Raw genomic sequence first — 22,781 nt, forward strand, 5'->3', positions numbered from 1 at the left:
ATGATTAAAGATTTTATTTTGCCGGACATTGGTGAAGGCGTTGTTGAATGTGAACTCGTTGAATGGCTGGTGAAAGAAGGCGACACTGTCGTTGAAGATCAGCCGATTGCCGATGTCATGACAGACAAAGCCTTAGTGCAAATCCCTGCGCCTTTTGCGGGCGTGGTCACTAAGCTGTATTACGCGAAGGGCGATATTGCGAAAGTGCATGCGCCGCTTTATGCCGTACAAATTGAAGATGCCGAAATCGCAGGTGAAGAATCTGTTGCGGCTGAACCTGCTGCAGCTGCGACAATCGCAAAGGCTGCTGAGCCAGTGGCAGTAACAAACGCGACCACGTCATCCAGTTCATCTGTCAGCATTGAAGAATTCTTACTACCGGATATCGGCGAAGGCATTGTTGAATGTGAGCTAGTTGAATGGTTGGTGAGTGAAGGTGATTGGGTTGAGGAAGATCAACCGATTGCCGACGTGATGACAGATAAAGCGCTGGTGCAAATTCCAGCCATTAAAGCGGGTAAAATTGCCAAACTGCATTATCGCAAAGGTCAGCTAGCTAAAGTACATGCGCCTTTATTTGCCATTGAAGTTGAACAGGCGGCTTCTACACCTGCGGCGACAACAAATACAGATACAGTGGCCAATGTGGCAGGTGCAGCGCAGGCTGTGAGTGCAGAGCCTGCTCGTCAAGGTAAAGCCTTAGCCAGCCCCGCAGTTCGTCGTATGGCGCGGTCGTTAGATATCGATTTGAGCCAAGTACCTGGCACAGGAAAGCACGGCCGTGTGTATAAGGAAGATATCACTCGCTTCCAACAAGGCGTGAGCAATGTTTCTGCTCCAAGTGTGGCTCAGGTAAAAGAGGCGCCAGTTCAAGCGACTCAAACATCTCAAACCCAAGTTCCAACATCTACAGTGACTCAACGCGCTGACACGGTTGAGCCGATCCGCGGCGTAAAAGCTGTGATGGCACGCATGATGGTGGAATCTGTGTCGAGCATTCCGCACTTCACCTATTGCGAAGAGTTTGATTTAACTGACTTAGTTGCACTGCGTGAAAGCATGAAAGAGAAGTATTCGTCAGATGAAGTGAAGCTGACCATGATGCCTTTCTTTATGAAGTCTATGTCGCTGGCTATAGGTCAATTCCCTGTGATGAATAGCCAAGTGAATGCGGATTGCACTGAGCTGACTTACAAGGCGCGTCACAATATCGGCATGGCGGTGGATTCTAAAGTCGGCCTCTTGGTGCCCAATATCAAAGATGTGCAGGACAAAAGCATCTTAGAAATTGCGGCAGAAATCACCCGTCTGACCCAAGCAGCCCGTAGCGGCCGCGTGGCGCCAGCGGATCTGAAAGACGGCACGATTTCCATCTCTAATATTGGCGCTTTAGGTGGCACAGTGGCGACGCCAATTATCAACAAACCTGAGGTGGCGATTGTGGCCTTAGGTAAGTTGCAAACCCTACCGCGCTTTAACGCGAAAGGGGAAGTCGAAGCTCGCCAAATCATGCAAGTTAGCTGGTCAGGTGACCATAGAGTGATCGATGGCGGTACGATTGCTCGCTTCTGTAATCTGTGGAAACAGTATCTTGAGCAGCCTCAAGAGATGTTATTAGCGATGCGCTAAGCCACTGGCACGAATAACTGACACTAAAAGGACGCTAAAAGCGTCCTTTTTTATTTGCTTTGCACAAATGGGTTAATCTTTTGATCCCGATTACGTATAATTCCCGAACGTAGTTATCCTGATGGATGTGTTATGAGTCAGTTAGCCCCCAGCCCATTTGCTCCAACAATAGAAACCATTGATTACCCGTTTCCGCCTAAGCCAGTGCCTTTGTCCGATGCGCAAAAAGCCGATTACAAGGCGCGTATCAAGCAACTGCTCATTGAAAAAGATGCCGTTCTGGTTGCCCACTATTATACCGATCCTGAAATCCAAGCCCTTGCCGAAGAAACCGGCGGCTGCGTTTCAGACTCTTTAGAAATGGCGCGCTTTGGCCGCGATCACAGCGCAAAAACCTTAATCGTTGCTGGGGTCAAGTTTATGGGCGAAACCGCCAAGATTTTGAGCCCAGAAAAAACCATTTTAATGCCGACCCTTGAAGCGACTTGTTCATTGGATTTAGGTTGTCCAATCGATAAGTTCAGCGCTTTTTGTGATGCGCACCCAGATCATACTGTGGTGGTTTACGCCAACACCTCGGCTGCGGTTAAAGCGCGCGCCGATTGGGTGGTGACCTCAAGTATTGCCCTTGAAATCGTTGAGCACTTAGACAGCGAAGGTAAAAAGATCATTTGGGGACCCGATCGTCATTTAGGCAGCTATATTGCCAAACAGACAGGCGCCGAAATGTTGATGTGGCAGGGCGATTGTATCGTTCACGACGAGTTTAAAGCGAACGCGCTGCGTGATATGAAAAGTGTTTACCCCGATGCGGCTATCTTAGTGCATCCAGAGTCTCCCGCCAGTGTGGTGGCGATGGCCGATGCCGTTGGCTCGACCAGTCAGTTGATCAAAGCGGCGCAAACCATGCCAAATGAGCGTTTTATTGTGGCAACCGATCGCGGCATTTTCTATAAAATGCAGCAAGCCGCGCCAGGTAAAACCTTAATTGAAGCGCCAACAGGGGGGAATGGTGCCACCTGTAAGAGCTGCGCCCACTGTCCTTGGATGGCGATGAACGGTTTGCAGGCAATTGAAGCGTCACTCGCCGACAGCGATAAAACCACCCATGAGATTTTTGTGGATGAAGACTTAAGAGTGAAAGCGCTTATTCCGCTAACGCGTATGCTGGATTTCGCCAAAACACTGAATATGAAAGTGAAGGGCAACGCTTAAGATTTCCCCTAGCGTGAAATAGGATCCTCGTCATTATGTATGACGGGGATTTTTTCTTTCAGTTATAAACTCTCAAATACAAGGCAATAAAAAGCCCCGCAAATGCGAGGCTTAATTTAGTAACGCGGAATCTAGTGACTAGACTGCTTTACGCTGACTTATTTGGCGTTCATCAGGGCAACCGCGTTATCTAACATACGGTTACTGAATCCCCACTCGTTATCATACCAAGACATCACTTTCACTAAACGGCCGTTCACACGGGTTTGAGTGGCATCAAAGTTTGAAGAGAACGCATTGTGGTTAAAGTCGATAGACACCAATGGCTCTTTGTTGACTGCTAACACTTCGCTCAATGGCGCAACGCTGGCAGCACGTTCAATAATAGCATTCACTTCTTCAACTGTCGTGTCACGGGCAGCGATGAAAGATAAATCCACGAGTGATACGTTAACTGTAGGTACACGAACCGCTAAACCGTCGAATTTACCTTGTAATTCAGGTACAACCAAACCGACAGCAGCAGCTGCGCCCGTTTTAGTTGGGATCATTGACAGTGCCGCAGCACGGGCACGACGTAAATCTGTATGGTACACGTCAGATAAACGCTGATCGTTGGTATAAGCGTGAATGGTGGTCATCAAACCTGATTCGATACCAATCTCGTCATTTAACGGCTTAGCGAAAGGGGCTAGACAGTTAGTCGTACAAGAAGCATTTGAAATCACTGTCATGTCTGACGTCAGCACGTTGTTGTTCACACCGTAAACTACGGTGGCATCCACATTTTTACCTGGAGCAGAAATAATGACTTTCTTCGCGCCAGCGGTTAAATGTGGTTGAACGGTTTCTTTAGAAGTGAAGATACCGGTACATTCGAAAACCACGTCAACCTGTAGCTCTGCCCATGGCAGTTTTGCAGGATCACGTTCTTGGAAAGTGAGGATCTTATCGCCATTCACATAAATAGCTTCGGCATCATGGTCAACTTTCGCATTGAAACGACCGTGAACAGAATCGTATTTTGTCAGGTGAGCGTTGATGGAAGCGTCGCCTAAATCATTAATAGCGACAATCTTGATTGGATATACTTTTTCGCTTTCGTACAAAGCGCGTAATACGTTTCTACCGATACGGCCATAGCCATTTATTGCTACACGGATAGTCATCTCATATCCCTCTGGTGATTATAAAATTCAACTGGTAGTAAAATTACCAAACTGACAGCTATCGTCAAGTTAAATCGGCGTATTACCGCAGACTTGGTTAACAATTTAGGTGATTTTTTTACATTGCTCGCGGAATCACCATTTTAACCCCCCAATTTGGGTAAAAAATTACAAGATGGCAAACATTTTGCCAATCCGATAGAGCGTTACTTTTCGGGTACTGGCTCTGTGGTTATTGTTTCTGCTGGCAAGATTTGGGGGGCTGGTTCTAGCCATTTTCGCACTGAGCTTGTTGAGTAGTTGCCATTTTTTAATGCATCTATGAGTGTTTGAGCATATTTATCCAGTTTTGCTGCCAGCGTTTTGTTGTTACTGAGCAAGGCGAGCATCTTATCCTCTGAATATTTTTGTTGTGTGAGGAGTAAATTAGCCTTAGTTAACATGTAAGTTTTATCAAACTGCTGTGTGTGACGAAAAGTGGATGCTAAGCCTAATAGCCAATTCACATCAAAGTCATCGTATTGAATTTCTGAGAGCATTTTAAGATACAGTTGTTGCGATTTAATGGCATCTCGATTGCTGTAATAGGTGGCAATTTGCGCGAGTAAAAAAGGGTCAGTCACTTCGCCAGCATTTTCATGCTCTAGCAGTCGGTTTAGTGCTTGGGTATCACCGAAACGCGTCCATTGGTAGTAGGACATAAAAGGATCTTGCCGTTCACGCGTTTGTTCTTGAAGTTGAGTTAAATTCTCTGTGCTTAACCTAAAGGCTCTTGCTCTATCTGCAGTACGACTTGTGTGGATGATATGCTGCACACCTGCGGCAAGTTCGATACAACGACTGTAATCTTCAAGATAGGTAAGTTGTAGATATAGCTGTTTACCTGTGGGGTGAGTTGTGTCTTTTAAAGTATAACGATCTCTTATCAGTTGCGTTTTTTCAGCTAAACACCAACTGTCTTTATGCAAGTCGGCACAAATTTCAGGATTATTTTTACAAATTATTGCGATATTTCGGCCATTATCGCAACCGAAAAGACCTAAAATGCTCATCCCGAGCGTAAATGATGTAATTATTACTAGATTTTGACGCAAAACACCCTCCAAATGGCAGATTTTCTAATAAAATTACATATTTATAGAAAATATCTTACTGGCAACAAAGCGCGACTTTCATTACAATGGCGCCGACCAAAACAGGGTTTTACCTAAAACCCACATTAGATTATTGGTCTTTTCGTCATGTTACTCAAACCTTTCAGTACATTTTATTGAAAAGTGAGATAAAGGATCTGTAAATGAGCGCTGATAAACACCTACAAAGTTGGCAAGAACGTTTTGAAATGGCAGAGGCAATGCAGCCTTTGTTGGGCAAGTTGTATCGTAACCAAGGCGTTGAAGTCGTGGTCTATGGTAAGCCGTTACTCAATGCTTCTACGATTGAAATCATTAAAGCGCACCGTTTAGTTCGTCGTCATGTCGGTGAAAAATTACGTTTACGCGAGAGTTTCCCCTTCGTTCAAGCTTTGAGCAAACTTGCAGTTAAACAATGTAAAGTGGATATTGGTAAGCTCGCTGTCAATTACTGGCGCGACCATACTGATGTCAGCGAAATTGAAAGCTATATGGCAAAAGAATTAGCCGATGCTATCGACCATGCCGATGATGTCGCGCCGCGTGACGTCGTGCTTTATGGTTTTGGCCGTATCGGTCGCTTATTGGCACGCTTGCTGATTGAACGCACAGGTCGCAGCAATAAGTTAAGGTTACGCGCTATCGTTTTACGTGGCGGCAAGAAAGGCGATCTAGAAAAACGCGCGAGTTTATTACGTCGTGATTCAGTCCATGGTCCCTTTAATGGTTCTGTGGAAGTTGACGAAGAGAACAATGCGATTATCGCTAACGGCACTTATATCCAAGTCATTTATGCGAATTCACCTGATGAAGTGGATTACACTAAATACGACATTAATGATGCCCTAGTTGTTGATAACACTGGTATTTGGAAGGATGAAGCGGGTCTTGGTTTGCACCTTAAGAGCCCTGGTGCCAGCAAAGTATTGCTAACAGCCCCTGCAAAAGGTGTGATCAAGAATATCGTTTACGGTGTGAATGAAGGCGACATTACCCCAGAAGACATTATTGTTTCTGCGGCGAGTTGTACCACCAATGCAATTACGCCAGTACTGAAAGCTGTGAATGATAAATATGGTATCGAGAATGGTCACGTTGAGACAATTCATTCTTATACCAACGATCAAAACTTGATTGATAACTATCACACTGCAGATCGCCGTGGTCGCAGTGCACCTTTAAACATGGTGATCACTGAAACGGGTGCAGCCAAAGCCGTTGCCAAAGCTTTACCAGTGTTAGCAGGCAAGTTAACCGGTAACGCGATTCGCGTGCCAACGCCTAACGTGTCTATGGCGATTATCAGCATGAACCTAAATGCCGAAACCAATAAAGATGAACTAAACGAGTACTTGAAAGATACAGCGCTACAATCACCGCTGCAAAATCAAATCGATTACACTGATTCAACTGAGATTGTATCGAGTGATTTAGTCGGTTCACGTTATGCTGGTGTGGTTGATTCCCAAGCGACTATCGCGGAAGGTAAACGCGCCATTCTATACGTATGGTATGACAACGAATTTGGCTATAGCTGCCAAGTGGTCGGTGTGATGCAGACCATGTTAGGTTTAACCACGCTGTCTCTACCAGCCTAACTGCTGTTAAACTGATCAATACGCTGCCCATCTGTTGTATACCACGACATTGATATGCAGAGATTAAGTGAAGCGCCCAGATTGGGCGCTTTTGCTTTTCTATTTCTGCTTGATTGATTTTTTAGATTTATCGCACATTAACGGGCTTTGTTTTACATAGAGCTCATCTAAAAATAATCCTGAAAATTAACACCTCCTATTATGGTTCTAATTTGTTTATGGGTGAATATTGGGCAAACGATGCGGCTTAGCGCAGTATTTCAAAATTGTTGATTGACTCTGAGGTCTAAATCGGTAGAATGCCAATCCGCAGTCAAGGGAAAGGTCTTTATATTCATTCCTTAGAGCTGGTACTTTTACAAGTAAAGGCGACATTAGCTCAGTTGATAAAGGTTAACAGACGATACCTTTATCAATGTTGAAGGCAAATATAGCAGCGATACAAAAGGCGACATTAGCTCAGTTGATAAAGGTTAATAGACGATACCTTTGTGAATGTTGAAGGCAATGTAGCAGCGATACAAAAGGCGACATTAGCTCAGTTGGTAGAGCGATACCTTGCCAAGGTATAGGTCATCGGTTCGAACCCGATATGTCGCTCCAAATTCTAAAAGTCTAATTCTACTTAAGCTGAGTTAGTCTTTGGCTAGAATAATGGCGCGATGGCAGAATGGCTATGCTGCGGATTGCAAATCCGTCGATCTCGGTTCGACTCCGGGTCGCGCCTCCATAGATATAAAATATTAATGACACGATTCCCGTTGTTAATATGAAGAGTTTGCCCGAGTGGTGGAATCGGTAGACACAAGGGATTTAAAATCCCTCGCTGGTAACAGCGTGCCAGTTCAAGTCTGGCCTCGGGTACCATTATTCTTAGTGAATAGTAGATAAGCCTCGAGATTAGTCGGGGCTTTTTGCATTCTGGCGATTAATGAATTTTTCATTGGCTAGATTTGACTGACACGCTAGGCGTGCCACTTTCAATACAAGCGCAGTCTAGCCTCGGGTACCATTATTCTGTAGGAATAGCATCAAGCCTCAACAATAGTTGGGGCTTTTTTGCATCTGAGGATTTCAGCGTCTCAAATCACTTAACCTCTTATCAACAGCCAATATTCCATAATATATTGAAATTAAAAATATACTTTTATATAAATTTTATATGCACTAGCAAAAAATGTGTTTACGTGAAATAGTTTAATGATTGGTGGGGACGCGCTTGACACTTTAGGTCGTGTGAACAAGGAGAAGTGTATGGAGCATGCAAAGTTACCTTGGCTTATCAAGCACGGGCGGCTATTTAAGATTGTCGTTTGCAGCCTGTTATTTTTAGGTATGTTCGTAAGCAATACTCTTAGAGCGACATCCCCCCTTGATAGCCGTATTAATGTTAATTCCTTTCAGCAATATCCCTTCCTCTTAGAACAGACTCTTTTATTCGATCTAGCTGGTGTAAATCCCTTATTTAACAAAAATTATCAGGCATTATCACAGGCTAAAACAGAACCGGTTCAACCTGATGATATGGTTCGCATGCAAGGGCAGGTGACGGCCTATTGGCTGCATATTTCAGCCTTATCGGGTTGTGATGCTGTAATGACAAACAATACAAACGCGGATCCGATGAGTGACATCCATTATCAGGCAGTGCTTAAAAAGATCAGCCAACTTATACAACTTGAATCCCAATTTTCTTGGGAAACCTTGATGTTAGAAAACAAACTCACCGTCGGTCAAACTCATCCTATAGTCAACACTATTGCCAAACGCCTTTGGTTATTAGGAGATATGCCAAAAGAAGTTGATGTTGAACAAGTCTATACCGATGAGTTGATGCTAGGTATTAAGCGTTTTCAACTTCGCCATGGTTTACAAACCGACGGGGTGATTGGTAAGCAAACCTTATATTGGTTAAATCAATCACCTAGACAACGGGCTGTATTACTCGCAAGAAATGAATTAAGACAAAGAATATTTAGTCGCAAATTAACACCCAGTTATCTGTTAATTAATGTGCCAGCTTTTGAGATGAAACTGGTTGAACAGGAACAAACGGTGTTGACCTCTAAGGTGATTGTGGGTAAGTCTTCACGGCAAACCCCAATACTGGATAGTCAAATATCCAGTATTGTGCTTAATCCCAGTTGGCGTGTGCCTAGCAGTATTTTACGACGGGATATTTTACCTCATATCCGTAAAGACGGTTATTACCTGCAAGACCGTGAATTTGATGTTTATGATTATAGTGGGCAATTAATTTTTCATACGCCGGAAGAATGGCAGGAGCTTGCCTCTTCCCGTTTCCCTTACCAATTAGTGCAGCGTCCAGGCCCTAAAAATGCGTTAGGTAAATATAAGTTTCATTTTGATAATAGTTTTAGCGTCTATTTACATGGCACTTCTGAACCAGCTCTATTTAAAAGGGAGAATAGGGCACTTTCATCGGGCTGTATCCGTATTGAGAAAGTCAATGAGTTAGCACAGTGGTTCAAACGTAATCTTGTTAAAGATAAGGGCTTATGGGATAGGCTTGCCCCAAATGTGACGGATCCACAATGGTTTGCACTGTCAGAGAAATTACCCGTACATCTGGTTTATTGGACGGCATGGCTTGATGATAAAGGGCAAGATCATTATCGCAATGATATTTATCATTTGGAGGCCGAGTTTACAAATGCTGTTACAAGCTCAATTTTTAACATTCCCTAACAGTTTGAACTTTTTAATCATTTGTAAATCTGAGCGTTGAAATCGAGTTTGATACTTGATCCCAGCGTTAATTCAGTATAGTTTGCCTCTCTAGTGTGCAAAAATCGAACAAATGGTGATCATGTGACTTTGATTTGTCCTGCCCGTCGGCAGTTGTTATTAGGCTTAGGTGGTGTGGCATTGTATTCATTACTCCCGTCTAAAGCCGCTGCGAGTCGTTCGACCAAAGGGATCCGCGAGTTAAGCCTTTATAATAGGCATACGGGGGAGCGTAACGATGGTAGTTATTGGGTTGATGGACATTACCAAAGTGAAGTGTTAGCTGATTTTAGCCAGTTATTGCGGGATCATCGTCAGAATATTGCGGCTCCCATGGATAAACGCCTATTTGATTTACTCTATTCATTAAAAACGACACTGAATGTGGATGATGAAATCCACGTGATTTCAGGTTACCGATCACCAAAGACTAACGGTATGCTCGCAAATAACAGTGGTGGAGTGGCAAAGAAAAGTTATCACATGCAGGGCATGGCGATGGATATTGCTATTCCTAGTGTGAACTTGAAAACACTGAGAGATGCAGCACTTTCATTGAAATTAGGTGGTGTGGGTTACTATCCTAAGTCTGGTTTTGTGCACGTTGACTGTGGTCCGGTGAGGCGTTGGTAGCTTGGCTAATTTGTTGAATGATCTTGTCGTAAAATGCATGTTCTAAAGATTGTGATTCGCACAGATAATACCTTAGAAGTGGCATAAATTGTTGATCAAGCTTATTCATTTCTCGATGTTGTTGCCAATCACTTATTAGTTGACTTAAACGCTGTGAAAATTGGAATTGTCGTTGTCTTTGAGATTCAACTTCAGTAGATCCTCTTGTTTGCATCAATTGAATTAAGCTGTGATTTTTTTGTTGAGTACAGGCTAGTAACTCTAGCAGTTTTAATTCGAGAGTCGTTTGCTGATAAGGAACGGTTTCGATAAGAGACACGAGTTCACGGGCGAGTTGGCATGAAAGTCGATTTTCTTGTTGTAATAAATACAGCGCGTGACGCATGCTAAAGCACATCAGTTATCAAAATTTGCCCGAGCTTAGCAGGCTTGTTTAGGTGCAAATGTGATCTAGATCTCGTGTTTTTGGTTTGAGATCAAGACCTTTTCTCCCGTGTAACAGCTAAGATACAAGTTTCCCAATTCAGTAAATTATCTTTGTTATTCACAACCACGCTTTATTTCTTGTTTGAGAATGCTGTTCTTGTCGGCAGTGGCCTACTGTGTTAGTATGCGCGCGCTTTATATGCGCCATCATTGGTCGAAAATGATGGCAACTTTTACTCTAAAATTTAAGTGAGAAACACATGTCTTACACTATCCAAGCACAAACCCGCACTGAAATAGGGAAAGGTTCGAGCCGCCGCCTACGCCATGCTGGTAAAGTTCCTGCTGTTATTTATGGCCAAGGCAAAGAGCCTGTTTCTATTGTTTTTGAACACAAAGACATTATTAACATCCAAGCTAACGAAGACTTCTACACTTCTGTAGTAACTATCGTTTTAGACGGTAAAGAAGTGGGTGTTCGTGCACAAGCTATGCAACGCCACGTGTTCAAGCCAATCATCGAACATGTTGACTTCGTTTACGCTTAATTGCCGTAACTGAAGCAAAAAAGCGCCTCTGTGGCGCTTTTTTTGTGGCTGGTTTCTGCATTCGTGGTGAGTACTCTGTTCCTATCTGTAATAGAGAGCGCTTTGGTTATGTCTTATACAGATTTAAAGCTGACCAGAATTACTTAATATTAAAGTTGTAATAGATATCAAGGGATTGCCCTAGGGTACCTGATACAGTTTCAAGATATAATTGCGATAGCAGATAATATCTAACGGTCATTTCATAGCCAGGGTTAAAGACACCAACGCCATATTTCACCATGAGTTTCTCGCCAATATAACCGCTTATTGCTACTCGTCCTTCATCATTCGTATCGAGTTGGACGTTTGAAAAACCAAATTCTTCAATCAATCCTGTGGCAGTATTACCGATATTATTGATTGCTCCACCACCTACCTGTGAACTTAACCCTAAGGCAGCTCCCATCATTAAGGAGTTATTTTGTTCGTTATTGGTGCTGTTAAAACCACTGCCTTTAATAATGTATGACAGGATCTCTGCTTGCTCTTTTGCTGGATTGGAAAAGAGTGTTACTACCGGTCTGGCGGGCGTGCCTGTTACGCGGACTCCAGCGATTAAGTCTTCGCTTTTGATCTCTCGAATAGCCTCAATATTGAGATTTGGCACTGAGGTTGGGCCAACGAACTGTACTTCTCCTGTGCGGATATTCAGTGTTTGTCCCATAAATTTATAACTTCCTTGCCGCACTTTTATGTCACCAAATAAGAGCGGGGGGCGAAATGCTTGTTGTTGTAGTTTAAGTGTTCCCTGCAGCTTGCCTTTAAGTCCCATACCATCCACTCTAAGATCATTGCCTACGTTAATATTAAGATCTGCAACTATGGCATAAGGACTGGATTTAGGTTGAGCTGCGGCAATTGAATCATTAAAAACGACGTCCTCGGATAGTGCAACACCGCCTTCGGCAAGTTGAACGATTTTAATATTTCCGGAAGGAACATTGACGGTACCTTTGACCTCTAGTTGTTCACTACTGAAACTTAAGGTGAGATCAGGTGATATGTCGAGAATGGCTAGGGGAGGCTGGATCACGGCAAGTTTATCGCCTTCTATAGCCAATTCTCCGCTAAATAGCCCTTGTGGCCAACGTAGATTACCAGATACTCGACCTAGGCCATTCCCCATCATCCAGCGGCCTTTCAGTTCGGCTTGCTGCCCGCCAAGATTCATCGACATATCGATTTTATTGATGAGAGTTGGGTTTGCGGTAAGGGCTAGGGCACCTTCAGTGAGTGACATATTTCCTGACACCTCAGGATCTTGAAGTGTGCCGGCAAAGTTTAATTTACTGGTCAGTTGGCCTTCGATAGTATTTAACTGAGGAAAAAACTCACCTAATGGCTGTAGATTGATCTCTTTAATCGTGGCATAACCAGACAGAGTGCGATCTGGCGTGACATTCACTGTTATTTCACTCTGCCAGCTTGCCACTCCTTCAGATTCAAAACTCAATGATGAAACAAGGCGTTTAGCATCTAGAGTGGTGTTTAAAGCTAATTGTTGGTAATTAATGGTGACTTCACGGTTTTTAGCTCGTTTCAACAGAATACTGCCAGGCGCAAAATTTAGCGTCAGATCGGCAGTGGGCTTGCGACCTTTTACCCAGGCGAAATTAGCAAATAATGCTGCATTACCATCCCAGTTCATATTGCCAGGCAATATGGGAGCGAGTAGTTTGCCAGGATTTCCGGAGTAACTGATTTGGGCGTCGCCAGTTTGTCCAAGCACAGTTTGGTTATTTAAACATAACCGACTATTGGGATTAACGAGGCAGAAGGGAGTGATATTACCCTGACTTTTGTTTTGATCCCAACCGATACTAACATCCTTATCCAATTGCCACAGTCCAAGCGGTGTTAAAAGATTGAGTCGATTAATCTGGGCTTGCAGGCGTGATTTCTTCTCGTCAAATTGACTGGCTAGACTGAGATCTAACCCTAAATCACCGCTGACATTTAGGGTTAACTTTTGAGTGTTAATATCCCCTTTACTGCCTAGGGTTATAGTGTCGAGCACTTGCTCGCCTAAGTGCAGCGCTTTAGATTTAAGCGAAACGGCAAATTCATGTTGCTCTAACGGTTTGTAATAAGCTTTAAGGGTGGATTCCTGTAATTTGATATTTTGATAGAGAAGATCGACCAATTGTGCAGTGACTTCTAATTGTGGATGTTTAGCATCACCAGCCACATGTATATTCGCCTGCAATTGACCACTGGCTTTAGGTAACCAAAGCCCCAAATCGGGTACTTGTAATTCACCCTGTAAATCCCAGTTGGCATTGGCTTCGCCCTTGAGCGCTAGGCTTGCACCGAGCGCGTTGGCATTGAGCCCTTTAGAACTGACATAAAGTGCATCATTTAGGCTAATATCACCTTTAATATCAAATGGGTAGCCCTGAAGTGTACCTTCGAGTGTCGTCTCTGTTAGTGCGACCTGCCAGCGGTTATTATCGAGTTTGCCTGTGGTGTGCAGTTTTCCGCTTATTAGGCTATTTGGCAAATGAATGGCGTCGGCGGACTCTGTCTGTGGAAGGGTTAACTCCTCAAGCTGTATGGCATCCAGTTGTACCGTAGCTTTCCAACTGATGGCTTTTTGATAATTAAGTTCACCCTCTAGCGCGACAGTACCTATATCACCACTGGCATTGAGCTTATCAATAGTCAGTTTTGAATCCTGATGCTGAAGCACTGTATCAATAGAAAGCACTTTATTAAACGGCGTGATGAGTTGTCCTTGTATCTTCGCATTCTGCTTATTAAGGCTACCTTGGGTATCTATGCTCAGGTTGCTGACAAAATACTCAGCGCTTTGTAATGGCCACTGTAGGCGTGCTTGTTCCAGTTTAGCCTTATAGGGCAGTGTTGGATTTTTGAGTTCAATTTGTCCATCAAGGATAAACTCTGCATCGCCCTTTGCATGCGCATTAATACGCAGTTGGCCTAGGCTATCCCTGAGTTTTAAGGTGAGCTCCTGTCCGCTAAGCTCGGGTAACTCTGCGACTTGGTGGAGTGTGACATTAATATCAAGGGAAAGCGGGTAGTCATTCTCAAGATTAAGCGTTCCGGCCACTTCTGCTTGACCATAGGTATGCTCAAGCAGAAGGTGCGTTAAGGTCAGTTGATATTGCTGGAAACTTCCCTGTAGCGCAGCATGACGAAAGACGTCTTTACGATCACCGATTTCAAGGGTGGTGTTTTCTAAGTTCAGTTGTTCTACCATCACAGGGAAAGGCATAAACACTGGGGGTAATTGGGCTAGCGCCCACTCGACTGAATCTATTGATGCATTGGGTGAAGCGTTTGATGCTGCTGTATTTGTTGTAGTATTGGAACTGTCATCAAGTGGAATTAATATTGACAGCCCCTCGCTACTGAGCTGCTTTATTGTGAGTCCTTTAGTAAGCCAAGTGGCTTTAGTCTCAATACTATTGGCAGCAAAGTGCATTCCATCTAGTTGTACGTTCACTGCCATCAGCTGGGCGGTATCGAGAATAATCCCAAAGGGAAGTGTTAATTGTGACTCTGCATCATCAATACCTGCTATTTCGGAAGAGGCGTCGGCGGGATCAGATACAAGCTGCTCTGTGTCAATTTGCACCTCAACCTTAGCTGCGGTAAGTGCAGTTATACATAATTGTTTTTGCAGTAAACAAGTAGGTTGCCAAGCAAGGTGCAACGCTTCAAGTTGTACTTTAATGCCATCCATAGCCCAAACTGCGTGAGCTAAGTTGAGCTCTTTATTAATCGCGCCAGAAGTGTACGTGAGTTCAAGATCGGGAACGAATTGATTGGCTAGTCCAATGCTGAGCCTTGAGCCCATCTCAGTGCCAATTAATAGTGCGATAAGCACTAAAACGGTTAATGGCACATAGACAATAATGCGCGTAACGAGCTTAAATGCACGCCAAATACGTTGTAATCCCGAAACAGGAACAGATTGAGCGGATCCTGCTGAATCAATTGATGCCACATCAACTTGCTCGTTGGTTTTATCATTAACCTTAGAGTGGCTCATAGCTCAGTCCCCATGGTTAAGTGGATCCGCCATGACCTTTCAATGGTATCAGTTTCTTTCAAGCCTATTCCTAAATCTAATTTTATTGGGCCAATAGGAGATATCCAGTGAATACCACCACCGACAGAAACAACAGGTTCAAACTGATTATTATCAAAGGCGTTTCCCGCATCGATAAAGGTGCCGAGCCGCCAAGTGGGCGTGAGGTAATATTGGTATTCTAAACTGCCGACCATTAAATAACGGCCACCAATAACTTCCCGATTCGTACTACCGTCAGTATCGATATAATCTAAATAAGGGCCGAGTTCTTGATACCCGTAGCCGCGTACGGTTTGATCGCCACCTGCAAAGTAACGAAGTGAGGGCGGAATAAAAGCCAGTTCATTTTCATTGGCAATGTTCGCCGCTAAATCGATACGTGCAACGACTCTGTGGTTATCAAAGAAGGTATCAATCCATTTAAATTTGGCTTGTAATCGTGCTAAACGAGTCTCAGAACCTAAATAAGGATCGGCATAGTCGAGACTATAGATTTGTCTAAAACCCGATTTAGGATCGAGAGAGTTATCTCCTCGGGTTGTTTTAGAAAAGTTAATTCCAGCGAGATAGAAAGTGGGAAAATAATCAGTGTCTGATTGATTATATTCTTCACGAATAGCATCGAGTGAGTAACTCATTAACCATTGATTATCAAGCCGTTGTTGACGAAGCAATCCAAGTAAATATTTCGTTGATTCAAGTTGGCCTGTATTGCGAAAATCTCGATTCTCTGGCTCATAAATTTGGGTAACACCATATTTGTCACGCAATAATCCTAAGCGGATTTTAAGTTGATCATCCAAGGGATGTGTGAGTGGAATGGTGTAGGTGGTTAAAAACTTAGGACGATCGGGTGACCATTCCAAACTGGTTTCTTGGGAATGACCATACTTGTTAATCTGTGGAGTACGCCAAGTGACTCGAACCCTTGGGTCAAAAGTATTATCTGCACTCTGGCCTATATCTCCCCCCAGACCCAGTTCAATTGAATGGCTTGCCTTAGGCGTTAACTCAACCTTAACAGGGATATGGTTATCCTCAACTAAATCAATTTGTGGGATTACTTTTATATTGGCGAAGTAGCCCGTGTCCAGTAATTGGCGATTGAGGGAACTGACCCGACGAGTCGAATAGGAGGCATTTTCTTTAAAGGGAATGAGATTAGTTAAAATATCCGGTTCTAACGTATGCCCATCAAAACTCACTTGTCCAAAACGATAGCGCTGGCCTGAATTGAAATGTAGGCTGATTTGAGCGGTATTAATATCGCGATTGATCTTAATTTGTGATTGTGTGAACTCGCCATCAAAATATCCTCTGGCGAGGGCGAGGGCAACAAGTTGGGACTTTAATTCAGAGTAATGACCGTGATTTAAGGTATCGCCGGGTTTGATATTGACTTGAGATAACCATTGATCGAAAGCGCGATCATTAAGCATTTCACCTGAAAAATTGATATCTACCCACTGAATCTTAGTGGGTTCTCCCGCAGACACTGTCAGTTTTAGTTCCCATGGGCCTTTTTCGTTTTCAATCAGCTTTTCTTCAATTTTTCCATGGTAATACCCCATGGATTCTAAGGCTGTAGTGACATTGTCCTCGACATTAAATAAAAAGGCTCGGCGTTGGACATCTGAGTCAGGTAAAGAGCCTAAATGCGCCAGGATATTACGTTGCAGTGCTTCATCAACACCAGAGACAGATAATTTCAAAAAATTGTCGGCAGTCGCTACTGATGCCACTAGACTCAGGCCAACAAGCAAATAAAGACGAAAAGATAATGAGGTGATTTGCAAGAATCGCTGCACTTTATGCTCCATGTGATGTGCCTTTATTGTCGCCAGAATGAAAGCAACAGGCAAGGAGATGATTGAAATTAGTCATTGAAATGGTTACAAAGGACGCTACTGTTTAAGGGGATGTAAATAATGAAAATAAAATTAGCCACCTTTAGTTTAATTATCTCGAGTGTACTTTTTATGTCGCATAACACCAACGCTAATGATAAACCGTTCGCAATCGCTATCCATGGCGGAGCGGGCACGATTTCTAAGGCCAATCTCACTCCTGAACAACGTCAAGCATATAAGGATAAGTTAAAGGAAGCTGTCGATAAAGGTTCTAAAGTATTAGAGCAAGGCGGAGATAGCCTGCTTGCCGTACAAACAGCAATCAATGTATTAGAAAATAGCCCTTTGTTTAATGCGGGAGTGGGTTCTGTTTATACCTTTGATGGTGGCCACGAACTAGATGCTTCTATTATGGATGGCAAAACCATGAATGCTGGCGCGGTTGCAGGGGTTCGTCATATTGCTAATCCCATCGATTTAGCGTTAGCCGTGATGAATAAGTCCGAGCACGTGATGTTATCGGGGCCGGGGGCAGAGGAGTTTGCTCTCACCCAAGGGTTTACCTTAGTGCAAAACAGCTATTTTGATACTGAGGAGCGTTATCAACAGTTGCTTGATGCTAAACAAAAGCTACAGGCCGCCGAAAAATCAGCGCAAATTGCAGGCATTGAGATGAAAGATCTCGATTATAAATTTGGTACCGTCGGTGCGGTAGCCCTAGATAAACAAGGCAATCTAGCGGCAGGCACATCGACGGGGGGCATGACAGCAAAACGGTTTGGTCGTATTGGTGACTCACCCGTAATAGGTGCGGGCACCTATGCTGAAAATGGAGTATGCGCGGTTTCAGCAACGGGCCATGGCGAATATTTTATTCGCTACTTAGTCGCAGGTGACATTTGCGCCAAAGTAAAATATCAACAAAAGTCGATTATTCAAGCGGCAGATGAAGTGATTAATCAACGTTTAATCACTGCAGGTGGAACTGGTGGTGTGATTGCTGTGGATCATCGAGGCAATATCGCAACGCCTTTTAATACGGAAGGAATGTACCGCGCGACTCGCAGTAATGGTGAGCCTGCACAAGTGATGATTTGGCAAGATCAATAACCTGATCATCCACGGGAAATGCACCTAGCCACACAGTGGTAAACGGTCAGTCGAGATGAATCCATTACATCTAGTAAGATTTTGACTAGACTCTAAGCGTAAGGCTAATTAAGGGGAATACTATGGACTCAATCAAAATCCGCGATCATATGGACCGTCAACCCGTGTTACTCCGTGCTAATATGTCGCTTGCTACTGCTGTCGAAAAACTATTAGAAAATCATAAAATGGGCGCCGCAGTGGTCGATGATAATGGCAATCTGGTGGGGTTTTTATCTCAACAAGACTGCCTCGCCGTGATGCTTAAGAGCACTTACCATTGTGATATGACATCCGTTGTAAAGGATTGCATGCGTACTGAGGTTTTGTTTGTCGGGCCAGATGACAGCATCTTACAGCTTGCAGAGCAGATGCTGGGAGCTAAACCTAAAACTTACCCTGTAGTAGATCAGGGTAAAGTGATAGGCACTATCAATCGTACAAATGTGTTAAAGGCAATGAACGTCTATATGCAGCAATGTTACTTGGCACCGGCCTGATTTGTACTACATCGGTTTCAGTTTCAGCAAATTAGCAATACCAATGCACCACATTCCTTGCTAGGATCGCGGTTTTTGATGCTAGCAATGGAATTTGGTTTTGAACTCTGATAAACATCCGCTCTCGAACGCTTTCCTCAATCTTTGCTATCAGAGCGACGCGTCGCGGATCCGACGTCGCTTATTTAAACTGAATAAAGAAGCGGATTCCGATAAAAAGACGCACCAATTAGCACAGCTTACTGAGCAAGCTCAGACGGCCTTTGAAAAGGTTGTGCAACGCCGTAACGCCCGTCCAAAAATTACTTACCCAGAAAATCTTCCTGTATCGTTAATGCGCGATGAGATTGCCCGAGCCATAGCGGGTAATCAGGTGGTGATCATTGCGGGTGAGACGGGTTCAGGTAAAACGACTCAGTTACCTAAAATCTGTCTGGAATTAGGCTTAGGTTGCCGTGGCATGATAGGCCACACGCAGCCGCGCCGTTTAGCTGCGCGCAGTGTCGCTAGCCGAGTTGCCGAAGAGTTACAGAGTCCACTGGGTGAAGTGGTGGGCTTTAAGGTGCGTTTTGCCGATGCTTTAAAAAGTGAGTCTTATATCAAATTAATGACCGACGGTATTTTACTGGCGGAGTTAACCTCGGATCGCTATTTAGATCAATACGATACTATCATCATTGATGAAGCCCACGAACGTAGCCTCAATATCGATTTTATCTTAGGTTATCTCAAGCAAATTCTGAAAAAGCGTCCAGATTTAAAAGTCATCATTACATCGGCGACCATTGACGTTGAGCGGTTCTCTAAACACTTTAACAATGCACCTATTATTGAGGTATCGGGTCGAATGTTTCCTGTCGAAACCCGTTATCGCCCGCTTGTTCAGGATACGGATGCCGATCTGGATCAGATCGAAGGCATTTTTGCGGCGGTCGATGAACTCGTCGCCGAAGGACTTGGCGATATACTGATTTTTATGAACGGCGAGCGGGAAATACGCGACACCGCGGAGCAATTAAGCCGTCGTAATTACCGTGATACAGAGATTTTGCCACTTTACGCTCGCCTATCCTATGGCGAACAATCCAAAGTGTTTCATAGCCACCGAGGCAGGCGGATTGTGCTCGCCACCAATGTGGCAGAAACTTCATTGACTGTGCCCGGTATTCGTTATGTGATTGATCCTGGTACGGCGCGTATCAGCCGTTATAGCTATCGTACCAAGGTGCAGCGCCTGCCGATTGAACCTATTTCACAGGCGAGTGCTAATCAACGTCAAGGACGTTGTGGCCGAGTGGGGCCGGGGATTTGTATTCGTTTATACGATGAGGCAGATTTTAATAATCGTCCGGCGTTTACCGATCCTGAAATTTTGCGCACTAACTTAGCCTCGGTGATTTTGCAGATGCTCGCGATTGGTCTTGGTGATATTGGGGCGTTTCCCTTTATTGAGCCACCGGATCCACGTCATATCCGAGATGGTTTTTTATTGCTTGAGGAATTACAAGCCGTTAAGCATCAACATGGTAAATTAGTGTTAACACCACTCGGACGACAACTTGCACAGATCCCGGTCGATCCGCGCTTAGCAAGAATGGTGGTTGAAAGTCACCAACTGGGCTGCTTAAACGAAGTGTTAGTGATTGCGGCCGGTTTATCGATTCAAGATCCCCGCGAGCGGCCTATGGATAAGAAGCAAGCGAGCGATGAAGCCCATCGCCGTTTTGCCGATCCACATTCTGATTTTGTCAGTTGGATAAATTTGTGGCAGCACTTAAAAGATCAACAAAAAGAACTCTCTGCCAGCCAGTTCCGCAAAAAATGCCGTGATGAATACTTAGCCTACCTGCGAGTGCGTGAATGGCAGGATTTATATACTCAGCTTAAGCAAGCCGTGCACGATTTAAAGTGGCGTTTAAACGATACACCAGCCACTTACGATACCTTGCACCGTGCGCTCTTGTCGGGCTTATTGAGCCATGTGGGTTTTAAAGATAATAATAACGAGTACTTAGGTGCCCGTAATCGCAAGTTTTTTGTATTCCCTGGTTCACCACTGGCAAAAAAAGGCCCTAAATGGATTATGGCGGCTGAGCTTACCGAAACCTCGCGCCTATTTGCCCGTTGCTGCGCCAAAATTGAGCCAGAATGGCTTGAGCCCTTAGCCGCACATTTGATTAAGAAAAGCTATGTAGAGCCGCATTTTGAAGCAAAACCCGGCAGCGTTATCGCCCTTGAGAATCAAGTGCTCTATGGTTTGACCATAGTACACAGACGTAAGGTACAGTACGGCCCCATCGATCCTATTGAAGCGCGGGAGATTTTTATCCGCAGCGCTTTGGCAGAAGGGCAACTCCAAACCCAAGAAGCATTTTTTGTCGCAAATCAAAAACTGCTCGAAGATATCGAATCCTTAGAGCATAAATCCCGCCGTCGCGATATTTTAGTCGACGAGCAAGTCTTGATGGATTTTTATGAGCCGCGCATTCCACAGGGCATTTACAATGCTCAGCTATTTTTTGGCTGGTGGAAAAAGGCTAAACGCGAGCAGCCAGATTTACTCGATTTTAACAAAGCCCTGTTGATGCAACGCAGTGCGGATCATATCTCGGCATTGGATTTCCCTGATACTTGGCACAAAGGCAATTTACGCCTCAAACTCAGTTATCACTTTGAGCCCAGTGCCGCGGACGATGGGGTGTCAGTGCACATTCCCGTGGTGTTACTCAATCAAATCGATGAAATGGATTTTGACTGGTTGGTGGCGGGGCTCAGGGAAGAAAAATGTATCGCGTTGATTAAATCCTTACCTAAGAGTTTGCGGCGTAATTTTGTGCCGGCACCTGATTATGCCCGTGCTTGTGTGCAGGCTATGGTGGCCTTTAGTGCCAGTTTGCTTGAGGCCATGTGTAAGCAGTTATTGCGTATGAGTGGCACACGTGTGAATCCCGAAGATTTTGATTTAACGCAGATCCCACTGCATTTACAAATGAATTTTAAAATCGAAGACGATAAACATAAGCTCATTGCCGAGGGGCGAGTGCTCGATACCTTAAAAGCAGAGCTGCAAGGCGTAGTCGCTAAGGCCATTCGTCAAGTTGCAGATAAAGGCATAGAAAAAGAAGCGCTGACAGAGTGGTCATTTGGTGAGTTACCCAAACAGTATCAACAGCAGAAAGGTAACTATCAAGTACGGGCATTTCCAGCGCTCATCGATAATAAAGACAGTGTTGCAATCAAATTATTCGATGATGAATTAGAGGCCCAAGATGCACACCGTCAGGGCTTACGGCGTTTACTGCTGCTTAATATTCCATCGCCAGTGAAACATTTGCAACAAGCCTTGCCCAATAAGGCCAAATTAGCCATGTATTTCAATCCATTTGGCCAAGTGCAAATCTTGATTGACGATATTATTGCCGCTGCAGTACAACAGTTGTTGGATGAAAAGGCCCTCGATGTGCGTGATCAACTGCAATTTGAGCAGGCAAAAGACTGGGTTCGCCAAGAACTTAATCCTACTGCCGAGCAAATCGCCTTGAAGGTTGAGCAGATTTTGACCCTATATCAGGGCATTAAAAAGCGCCTTAAGGGCAAAATTAGCCTAGATATTGCTTTTGCTATGAGTGATATTCAAAGCCAATTAGACAAGTTAGTCTTTAAGGGATTTGTCGAAGCTTGTGGTTGGAGCCGTCTAGGCGATGTGGCGCGGTATTTAAAAGCCATTGAGATACGTATCGATAAATTACCCGTCGATCCGACTCGCGACCGTTTGCATATGCAAAGTATCAACAAAGTACAAGAGATCTTAGCGGCGCAGTTAGCTAAGGTGCCACGATCTGTGCCAACGCCACAGACATTAATCGAGGCGAGATGGATGATTGAGGAATATCGAGTGTCCTGTTTTGCGCAGGTGTTAGGTACTGCCTATCCCATCTCTGAAAAACGGATTTTGAATCATATTCAACAGGGTTAACCGCAAATTCAAAGAATAAAGACACTAAACCGAGCCAAGTTTGCCACTTTGCTCGGTTTTTTATCTTAAATCCCATTAAGCATTAGTTGATATTGCACATTAATCTGC

At 44.2% G+C, this 22,781-nt stretch carries 14 protein-coding genes and 3 tRNA genes; 12 read left to right on the top strand and 5 right to left on the bottom strand.

Translation table 11 applies throughout. From position 1 onward, the window contains the following. Together MZ182_RS09580 and nadA are read left to right on the top strand one after the other, a co-directional pair. Nucleotides 1-1,629 carry a dihydrolipoyllysine-residue acetyltransferase gene (locus MZ182_RS09580; RefSeq protein WP_248069510.1) on the top strand — a complete coding sequence of 543 codons (1,629 nt, stop codon included), beginning with the start codon at nt 1-3 and terminating at the stop codon, nt 1,627-1,629. A 132-nt stretch (nt 1,630-1,761) separates the two neighbouring features. Next, the gene (gene nadA / locus MZ182_RS09585; protein WP_011789419.1) at nt 1,762-2,844 is read left to right on the top strand and encodes a quinolinate synthase NadA; all 1,083 of its coding nucleotides are present in this window, start codon (nt 1,762-1,764) and stop codon (nt 2,842-2,844) included. Nucleotides 2,845-3,002: 158 nt separating this feature from the next. Here nadA and gap read toward each other — a convergent pair whose 3' ends face one another. After that, a complete protein-coding gene (gene gap, locus MZ182_RS09590) occupies nt 3,003-4,013 on the bottom strand; it encodes a type I glyceraldehyde-3-phosphate dehydrogenase (RefSeq protein ID WP_014610629.1) in 1,011 nt (336 codons plus the stop codon). Between the two features lie 206 nt (nt 4,014-4,219). After that, on the bottom strand, nt 4,220-5,107 hold the full coding sequence (locus MZ182_RS09595) for a DUF2989 domain-containing protein (RefSeq protein ID WP_248069507.1): 888 nt from the start codon (nt 5,105-5,107) through the stop codon (nt 4,220-4,222). 203 nt (nt 5,108-5,310) lie between these two features. On the opposite strand from MZ182_RS09595, the gene MZ182_RS09600 reads away from it, so the two are divergent. The 6 genes from MZ182_RS09600 to MZ182_RS09625 all read left to right on the top strand — a co-directional run bounded on the left by MZ182_RS09600 (nt 5,311) and on the right by MZ182_RS09625 (nt 10,125). Then, nucleotides 5,311-6,744, top strand: a complete 1,434-nt coding sequence (locus MZ182_RS09600) for a glyceraldehyde-3-phosphate dehydrogenase (protein WP_011919258.1) — start codon at nt 5,311-5,313, stop codon at nt 6,742-6,744. Nucleotides 6,745-7,271: 527 nt separating this feature from the next. Further along, a tRNA-Gly gene (locus MZ182_RS09605) sits at nt 7,272-7,347 on the top strand. A gap of 53 nt (nt 7,348-7,400) precedes the next feature. Further along, nucleotides 7,401-7,474 (top strand) — tRNA-Cys (locus tag MZ182_RS09610). 50 nt (nt 7,475-7,524) lie between these two features. Continuing rightward, nucleotides 7,525-7,611, top strand: a tRNA-Leu gene (locus MZ182_RS09615). 387 nt (nt 7,612-7,998) lie between these two features. Further along, entirely contained in the window at nt 7,999-9,453 is a 1,455-nt protein-coding gene (locus tag MZ182_RS09620) for a L,D-transpeptidase family protein (RefSeq protein WP_248068130.1), read from the top strand. Between the two features lie 123 nt (nt 9,454-9,576). Next, entirely contained in the window at nt 9,577-10,125 is a 549-nt protein-coding gene (locus tag MZ182_RS09625) for a DUF882 domain-containing protein (RefSeq protein ID WP_011789414.1), read from the top strand. Here the strand turns inward: MZ182_RS09625 and MZ182_RS09630 are convergent. Next, the gene (locus tag MZ182_RS09630; protein ID WP_014610625.1) at nt 10,076-10,510 is read right to left on the bottom strand and encodes a hypothetical protein; all 435 of its coding nucleotides are present in this window, start codon (nt 10,508-10,510) and stop codon (nt 10,076-10,078) included. The genes MZ182_RS09625 and MZ182_RS09630 overlap by 50 nt on opposite strands. A 301-nt stretch (nt 10,511-10,811) precedes the next feature. Between MZ182_RS09630 and rplY the strand changes: the two genes are divergently transcribed. Then, nucleotides 10,812-11,099: a 50S ribosomal protein L25 gene (gene rplY, locus MZ182_RS09635; protein ID WP_011789412.1), complete on the top strand. Its 288-nt coding sequence runs from the start codon at nt 10,812-10,814 to the stop codon at nt 11,097-11,099. Between the two features lie 139 nt (nt 11,100-11,238). On the opposite strand, the gene MZ182_RS09640 is transcribed toward rplY, so the two are convergent. Next, complete coding sequence (locus tag MZ182_RS09640) at nt 11,239-15,156, bottom strand: translocation/assembly module TamB domain-containing protein (RefSeq protein ID WP_248068127.1); 3,918 nt, start codon at nt 15,154-15,156, stop codon at nt 11,239-11,241. Next, on the bottom strand, nt 15,153-17,018 hold the full coding sequence (locus tag MZ182_RS09645; RefSeq protein ID WP_011789410.1) for an autotransporter assembly complex protein TamA: 1,866 nt from the start codon (nt 17,016-17,018) through the stop codon (nt 15,153-15,155). The genes MZ182_RS09640 and MZ182_RS09645 overlap by 4 nt, the downstream gene beginning before the upstream one ends. A gap of 108 nt (nt 17,019-17,126) precedes the next feature. Between MZ182_RS09645 and MZ182_RS09650 the strand changes: the two genes are divergently transcribed. The 3 genes from MZ182_RS09650 to hrpA all read left to right on the top strand — a co-directional run bounded on the left by MZ182_RS09650 (nt 17,127) and on the right by hrpA (nt 22,673). Beyond that, nucleotides 17,127-18,158: an isoaspartyl peptidase/L-asparaginase family protein gene (locus MZ182_RS09650; protein ID WP_248068124.1), complete on the top strand. Its 1,032-nt coding sequence runs from the start codon at nt 17,127-17,129 to the stop codon at nt 18,156-18,158. Nucleotides 18,159-18,280: 122 nt separating this feature from the next. After that, nucleotides 18,281-18,697 carry a CBS domain-containing protein gene (locus MZ182_RS09655; protein ID WP_248068120.1) on the top strand — a complete coding sequence of 139 codons (417 nt, stop codon included), beginning with the start codon at nt 18,281-18,283 and terminating at the stop codon, nt 18,695-18,697. Between the two features lie 100 nt (nt 18,698-18,797). Continuing rightward, complete coding sequence (gene hrpA, locus MZ182_RS09660; RefSeq protein WP_411028098.1) at nt 18,798-22,673, top strand: ATP-dependent RNA helicase HrpA; 3,876 nt, start codon at nt 18,798-18,800, stop codon at nt 22,671-22,673. Nucleotides 22,674-22,781 lie beyond the last annotated feature (108 nt).

This window comes from Shewanella sp. JNE2 (assembly GCF_023159115.1).
Classification (GTDB): domain Bacteria; phylum Pseudomonadota; class Gammaproteobacteria; order Enterobacterales; family Shewanellaceae; genus Shewanella; species Shewanella putrefaciens.

Coding starts and splice junctions, on each gene's coding strand:
- MZ182_RS09645 (WP_011789410.1), bottom strand. CDS start 17,018: ATGGAGCATAAAGTGCAGCGATTCTTGCAAATCACCTCATTATCTTTT.
- nadA (WP_011789419.1), top strand. CDS start 1,762: ATGAGTCAGTTAGCCCCCAGCCCATTTGCTCCAACAATAGAAACCATT.
- rplY (WP_011789412.1), top strand. CDS start 10,812: ATGTCTTACACTATCCAAGCACAAACCCGCACTGAAATAGGGAAAGGT.
- MZ182_RS09600 (WP_011919258.1), top strand. CDS start 5,311: ATGAGCGCTGATAAACACCTACAAAGTTGGCAAGAACGTTTTGAAATG.
- gap (WP_014610629.1), bottom strand. CDS start 4,013: ATGACTATCCGTGTAGCAATAAATGGCTATGGCCGTATCGGTAGAAAC.
- MZ182_RS09620 (WP_248068130.1), top strand. CDS start 7,999: ATGGAGCATGCAAAGTTACCTTGGCTTATCAAGCACGGGCGGCTATTT.
- MZ182_RS09650 (WP_248068124.1), top strand. CDS start 17,127: ATGAAAATAAAATTAGCCACCTTTAGTTTAATTATCTCGAGTGTACTT.
- MZ182_RS09640 (WP_248068127.1), bottom strand. CDS start 15,156: ATGAGCCACTCTAAGGTTAATGATAAAACCAACGAGCAAGTTGATGTG.
- MZ182_RS09580 (WP_248069510.1), top strand. CDS start 1: ATGATTAAAGATTTTATTTTGCCGGACATTGGTGAAGGCGTTGTTGAA.
- MZ182_RS09630 (WP_014610625.1), bottom strand. CDS start 10,510: ATGCGTCACGCGCTGTATTTATTACAACAAGAAAATCGACTTTCATGC.
- MZ182_RS09655 (WP_248068120.1), top strand. CDS start 18,281: ATGGACTCAATCAAAATCCGCGATCATATGGACCGTCAACCCGTGTTA.